The sequence below is a fragment of the Lamprocystis purpurea DSM 4197 genome (assembly GCF_000379525.1).
In the GTDB taxonomy this organism is placed as follows: Bacteria; Pseudomonadota; Gammaproteobacteria; order Chromatiales; family Chromatiaceae; genus Thiodictyon; species Thiodictyon purpureum.
Window position 1 is genome coordinate 1 of the sequence record NZ_KB902404.1, and the last position, 5,063, is coordinate 5,063.

The 5,063-nt window shown below is 64.3% G+C and carries 7 protein-coding genes; 3 read left to right on the forward strand and 4 right to left on the reverse strand.

Translation table 11 applies throughout. From position 1 onward, the window contains the following. Nucleotides 1-181 precede the first annotated feature (181 nt). The 3 genes from ruvA to A39O_RS0105880 are packed head-to-tail and all read right to left on the reverse strand — an operon-like array spanning nucleotide 182 to nucleotide 2,197. The gene (gene ruvA, locus A39O_RS0105870) at nucleotides 182-808 is read right to left on the reverse strand and encodes a Holliday junction branch migration protein RuvA (protein WP_020503766.1); all 627 of its coding nucleotides are present in this window, start codon (nucleotides 806-808) and stop codon (nucleotides 182-184) included. Nucleotides 809-868: 60 nt separating this feature from the next. Beyond that, nucleotides 869-1,432 carry a crossover junction endodeoxyribonuclease RuvC gene (gene ruvC / locus A39O_RS0105875; RefSeq protein WP_020503767.1) on the reverse strand — a complete coding sequence of 188 codons (564 nt, stop codon included), beginning with the start codon at nucleotides 1,430-1,432 and terminating at the stop codon, nucleotides 869-871. A 12-nt stretch (nucleotides 1,433-1,444) separates the two neighbouring features. Then, nucleotides 1,445-2,197, reverse strand: a complete 753-nt coding sequence (locus A39O_RS0105880) for a YebC/PmpR family DNA-binding transcriptional regulator (protein WP_020503768.1) — start codon at nucleotides 2,195-2,197, stop codon at nucleotides 1,445-1,447. A gap of 350 nt (nucleotides 2,198-2,547) precedes the next feature. On the opposite strand from A39O_RS0105880, the gene A39O_RS0105890 reads away from it, so the two are divergent. From A39O_RS0105890 to A39O_RS0105900, 3 genes are all read left to right on the forward strand, one after another. Beyond that, nucleotides 2,548-2,841 carry a type II toxin-antitoxin system RelE/ParE family toxin gene (locus A39O_RS0105890; RefSeq protein WP_020503770.1) on the forward strand — a complete coding sequence of 98 codons (294 nt, stop codon included), beginning with the start codon at nucleotides 2,548-2,550 and terminating at the stop codon, nucleotides 2,839-2,841. A gap of 11 nt (nucleotides 2,842-2,852) precedes the next feature. Beyond that, a complete protein-coding gene (locus A39O_RS0105895; protein ID WP_026199200.1) occupies nucleotides 2,853-3,170 on the forward strand; it encodes a HigA family addiction module antitoxin in 318 nt (105 codons plus the stop codon). A 419-nt stretch (nucleotides 3,171-3,589) separates the two neighbouring features. Then, nucleotides 3,590-4,192 carry a Uma2 family endonuclease gene (locus A39O_RS0105900; RefSeq protein ID WP_020503772.1) on the forward strand — a complete coding sequence of 201 codons (603 nt, stop codon included), beginning with the start codon at nucleotides 3,590-3,592 and terminating at the stop codon, nucleotides 4,190-4,192. Nucleotides 4,193-4,490: 298 nt separating this feature from the next. Here the strand turns inward: A39O_RS0105900 and A39O_RS37910 are convergent, their stop codons facing one another. Continuing rightward, nucleotides 4,491-4,778: a PAS domain S-box protein gene (locus A39O_RS37910; protein WP_322786439.1), complete on the reverse strand. Its 288-nt coding sequence runs from the start codon at nucleotides 4,776-4,778 to the stop codon at nucleotides 4,491-4,493. Between the last annotated feature and the right edge of the window lie 285 nt (nucleotides 4,779-5,063).

Below are 5,063 nucleotides of genomic sequence, written 5' to 3' on the forward strand. Positions count from 1 at the left end.
GGGGCACAATGACGCGATTCCGGCAGGTCACGTCGCCCGCAAGCGGGCTCCTACGGAGCTTGATTCTTGATAGCGTCTTATTCGGAAGTCGCCTAAAGTCCGACAGGCTGCTAGGTCCGGTTATCACGTTCGACGCCTATAATTAAGCGAAACAATCCATTTCGCTCTGCCCATCCTACAGCTATGGCACATTGACAGCCCGCAACGCGGTGCGAATAATTTCCTCGGAAGTCCTGGCGCCGTCGTCGGCGGCACGGGCCATCCGGTTGGCATCCGCCGGCTTGTAGCCCAAGGCGATCAGGGCACTCACGGCATCAGCCAGCGCGCTCGGGGCGCTGCCCGGCACGGCCGCCGCGGCGCCGGCCGCACCGGAAAGCGCGGCGGCAACCGAAAACCCGGCACCGATCCCGTCGAGGCGATCCCGCATCTCGACCACCAGCCGCTGCGCGGTCTTGGTGCCGATGCCGGGGATGCGGGTCAGAGCGGTGATATCCTCCTGCTCGACACACCGCACGAACCGGTCCGCATCCATGCCGGAGAGGATCGCCAGGCCGATCTTGGCCCCGACCCCCGACACCTTGAGCAGCGCCCGAAAGAGGTCACGGTCCCGTTCCCGCCCGAAGCCGTAAAGGCAATGCGCATCTTCCCGCACCGCCAGATGCGTGATCAGAGTGACAGTACCGCCCACCGGCGGCAGGTCGTAGAAGGTGGACATCGGAGCCTCCAGCTCATAGCCGACCCCGTTCACCTCAAGCAACAGATGGGGCGGCCGCTTGCCGATGATTTCCCCTTTGAGTCTGCCGATCATCGTTGCCATCCCATTCTGTTGAGGTCGTTGTCGTTGTTTAGCTTGTTTCCGACTCGTTACTTACGGCCGCCAATCCCGCCAGGACGCGGCGGCGCGTTTGCGCGCCGGGATGCCCATGGAATGGGCATGACACAGGGCGATTGCCAGGGCATCGGCCTCGTCCTCGGTCGGCTCGTCCGGCAAGGTCAAGAGAATACGCACCATGTGCTGGACCTGCGCCTTCTCCGCACCGCCGGTGCCGACCACCGCGAGCTTGACGGTCTTGGGACTGTACTCATGGACTGTCACCCCGCCCTTCAACCCGGCGCACAGGACGGCCCCGCGCGCCTGGCCGATCTTCAGTGCCGCCGTCGGATCACGGGCGAAGATCAGTTGCTCCACCGCCATCTCGTGCGGGTGATGCAGGGCCACGATCTCAGCCACGCGATCGAAGATCAGCCCCAGACGGTCGGGCCAGGGGTGCTCACCGACCCGGATGCAGCCGCTGGCCACCCGCACGCTGCGCTGACCATCGGTGTCGATGACCGCATAACCGGTGATGCGGGAACCGGGGTCGATGCCCAGGATGCGGTGGCGCAGGTTTCCCGCGGCGGGAATTGGCGGGGGCAGGCTTTGGGGGTTCACCGGACGCTCGATTCAGTCATCGATCGCCGCCATGATCTCATCGGCGATATCGGCGTTATGGTAGACCGCCTGCACGTCGTCCAACTCCTCCAGCGCGTCGACCATCTTGAGCAGACGCACCGCGGTGTCCAGGTCCAGTTCAGCACTGGTCGAGGCATTGAAAGTGACCTCGCCGACCTCGGTGTCGAGTCCGGCCTTGGTCAGTGCATCCTTGACCGCACTGTACTCGTCCGGATCGGTGATGACGTCCAGTGAGGTGTCATCGTTGACCAGGACATCGAGTGCACCGGCCTCCAGGGCCGCCTCCATCACCTGATCCTCATCGGTGCCGGGCTGGAAGCTGATCACCCCCTGCTTGGTGAACAGATAGCCCACCGAGCCGTCGGTGCCCAGGTTACCGCCGTACTTGGTGAAGGCGTGGCGCACCTCGCCGGCGGTGCGGTTGCGGTTGTCGGTCATGCAGTCGACCATCACCGCCACCCCGCCGGGTCCATAGCCCTCGTAGCGCAGCTCCTCGTAGTCCTCGCCCTCGGTGCCGCCGGTGCCGCGTTTGATGGCGCGCTCCACCGTGTCGCGCGGCATGTTGGCCTGGAACGCCTTGTCCACGGCCAGGCGCAGTCGCGGGTTGAAGGCCGGGTCACCGCTGCCGCCGGAACGGGCCGCCACCGTGACCTCACGGATCAGTTTGGTCCAGACCTTGCCGCGGGTCTTATCCTGGGCAGCCTTGCGATGCTTGATATTGGCCCATTTGCTGTGACCGGCCATCGGTATGATCTCCTGGAATGCTGACGCGACCGGCGCGCGGGGGCCGCAGTGGCCTCAAGGGTTGCGTCGCGCCGGTCGCGGATGGAAAAACCTTGTATTCTACCGGCAGTGCGTCGAAGCGGTGTCGGGTTTGTGCAGATCGCACGCGTCCGGCAAATGCCCCACCATCGGCGCGCACCCGGCTCAAACCGCTTCGCGCAGGTACATGTCCACATGGATATCGCCGTACGGACAACAGACGGCTCCGCTCACCGTGCGCTCCACCAACCCCAAGCCCATCAAAGTTTTGACATTCCGGCCCGGGCACACCCCGTAGCGCCCGGCCTGGAAAGCCATGCTATCATCGTCTCATGATCGAGTCGTTCCACGATCAAGCGACAGAAGACATCTTCAACGGCGTCAACTCGAAGGCCGCCAGGAAGTGCTGCCCACAACGGATTTGGGCCATCGCCGCGCGCAAGCTAGATCAGCTCGATTCCGCGCAGTCGCTCGACGATCTCAAGGTCCCACCCGGCAACCGGCTGGAGGCCCTGAGCGGAGATAGAGCCGGGCAATACAGCATCCGGATCAACGACCAGTATCGAATCTGCTTTGTCTGGGGCGATAGCGGTCCGAGCCGAGTAGAGGTTACGGATTATCATTAGGGGTATGCAAGATGGTAAGAATTCCAACGCATCGCTCGCCTACCCATCCCGGCGAAATGCTGCGGGACGAGTTTCTGATGCCGATGAATATCAGTCAGCGGGATCTGGCAAGCGCAATCCATGTACCCTATCGGCAGGTAAACGAGATCGTAAACGGGCGGCGCGGTATAACCCCAAGTATCGCACTGCGTTTGGCGAAATTCTTCGGCGTCTCGGCAGATTTCTGGCTAAGTCTTCAGGTTCGGTGGGACCTGTACCGCGCTCGACTGTCCGAGGCGGATGAGCTCGGGGCAATCATGGATTTTCATCATCTGCGAAAGACGGCCTGATCCCCAGGACCGTCGAGCGGATACCCGAACGGCGCGATCCGCCACTGGGCTTGCGGCTCAGGACAAGACAAAGAACTTCGAGCCGGACGGGGTATGCCCCACCAACCGCGGCGGGACGGGGCATTCGCCCCGTTCCGAACGTTGATGCGGAGGTCGGCCATTGGCGCGAGCCGGCAGGTCAGAAGAAAACGTTTCGGACGGGGCGAATGCCCCGTCCGGCCTGTGGGTCCTACCGACGGCTCCACGCTGGATGCTGCCGCCCAAGTTTGGAATTGCTGGCCAGTGGCAGGTAGTTGCCCGCGGTCTCAAGCCGCGGTTACGATGAACCTCTGTTCGACGTTGTCAGTCGCCCGGACCGGGAGCGCGGCATCCGCGTGCGGCCCCGCGACCGGTCAAGACCATCCAATTGGAGACGTTCGATGTCCTCACCCGCGCTCGCGCAGCCCGCGGCTCATTTCACCTGGACCGACTACCGATCGTGGCCCGACGACGAGCGTTGGGAACTGATTGATGGGCGGGCGTACGCCATGTCGGCCGCACCCTCGATCAAGCACCAGGACGTCGTGGGTCGGTTGTTCAGCCGGATGGAACAGCAGCTGCGGGGGCGACCGTGTCGGCCCTTCGTCGCCCCCACCGATGTCAAGTTCTCGGAGTCCGACGTGGTCCAGCCGGATATCCTGGTGGTCTGCGACCCCGGCAAGATCACCCCGAGCCATATCGAAGGTGCCCCGGACCTGATCGTCGAGGTCCTGTCCCCAGGAACCTCGGCCAAGGACCTGCGCGATAAGAAAGCACTCTACGAACGGGCCGGGGTGCGTGAGTATCTGGTCGTCGACCCGTTGGAGCAGTACGCCATACGGTTCCTCCTGGGCGCGGACGGCTACGACAAGGGCGTCGTGTTCGCCGCCGATGAAGCCCTCAGGCTCGACCTGCTGGGAACGGTCGAGATCCCGCTAAGGGAGGTGTTCGAGGTGCCGGGGCCGACGGCGGTCGAACCCACCGACTTTGGACCAGGTCTTTAGGTAGGATGGGCAGAGCGAGAGCGATGCCCATCCTCAAGCGTCGCGGTGGCCGGATGGGCATCGCTCTCGCTCTGCCCATCCTACGCGCTTGGCGCCGCTGAATTCTTCCCGGCTCCGCACATCGGCCTTGATCACGGTACCGGCCACGGGACATCGTAGGGTGGACAAGCGCAGCGCAGTCCACCAGCGGCGGCGCGGGGTTCGGTGGACTGCGCTAGCGCTTGTCCACCCTACGGCCGGAACGATGATCAAGGCCCGCACATCAATGCCTGCATAGCACCTCACACGCCGTCGCCGCTCAGCGCTCAGCCTCGCCCAACACCCGCTCCGTGGTCCCCAGTCCGTAGGGTTTGCCGTCGGCCCCGAGCAGCACCGTGGGCACCAGCCAGACCGCGAGTTCCCGCCCGTCTTGGGTGCGGCGACGGGTGCGGTAGGGCTCCATCGGCCGGCCGACGCGCAGCGCCGCCAGCATCCGCTCATGCTCCGGCCAGGCGTCCGCGGGGATCAACTCACGGATGTTGAGCGCCAGCGCCGCGGCCTCCGGATACCCATAGACCCGCTCCGCGGCCGGGTTCCAGGCCAGAATACCGCCGTCGAACCCTTATAGTGGACCCCATGTCCAGGACAGTTTTCCCCCGAATTTAAGTTGTCGTGCCGACGTTCATCGCAGCGGTTTGGCGCTGCCCCAGCCACCGCGGAGCGGTCGTTAAGACGGCATCCGCGCAGCGATTAAGAAAAGATCTGTTGCTGTTGCGCCGCAGGCGTTCTCAGCCAGCTCCGGCGGCCGTGCGGCGCAGTGTGGGCAAAGGGTGAATGAGTGTGGGCAAGGTGGGGGCAACGCGCCCACGGCGCGTTGTCCCCGGCTTGTCCA

Excerpts from the sequence above, each read along its gene's own strand:
- ruvA (WP_020503766.1), bottom strand. The coding sequence starts at position 808 with ATGATCGGCAGACTCAAAGGGGAAATCATCGGCAAGCGGCCGCCCCAT.
- A39O_RS0105880 (WP_020503768.1), bottom strand. The coding sequence starts at position 2,197 with ATGGCCGGTCACAGCAAATGGGCCAATATCAAGCATCGCAAGGCTGCC.
- A39O_RS0105890 (WP_020503770.1), top strand. The coding sequence starts at position 2,548 with ATGATCGAGTCGTTCCACGATCAAGCGACAGAAGACATCTTCAACGGC.
- A39O_RS0105895 (WP_026199200.1), top strand. The coding sequence starts at position 2,853 with ATGGTAAGAATTCCAACGCATCGCTCGCCTACCCATCCCGGCGAAATG.
- A39O_RS0105900 (WP_020503772.1), top strand. The coding sequence starts at position 3,590 with ATGTCCTCACCCGCGCTCGCGCAGCCCGCGGCTCATTTCACCTGGACC.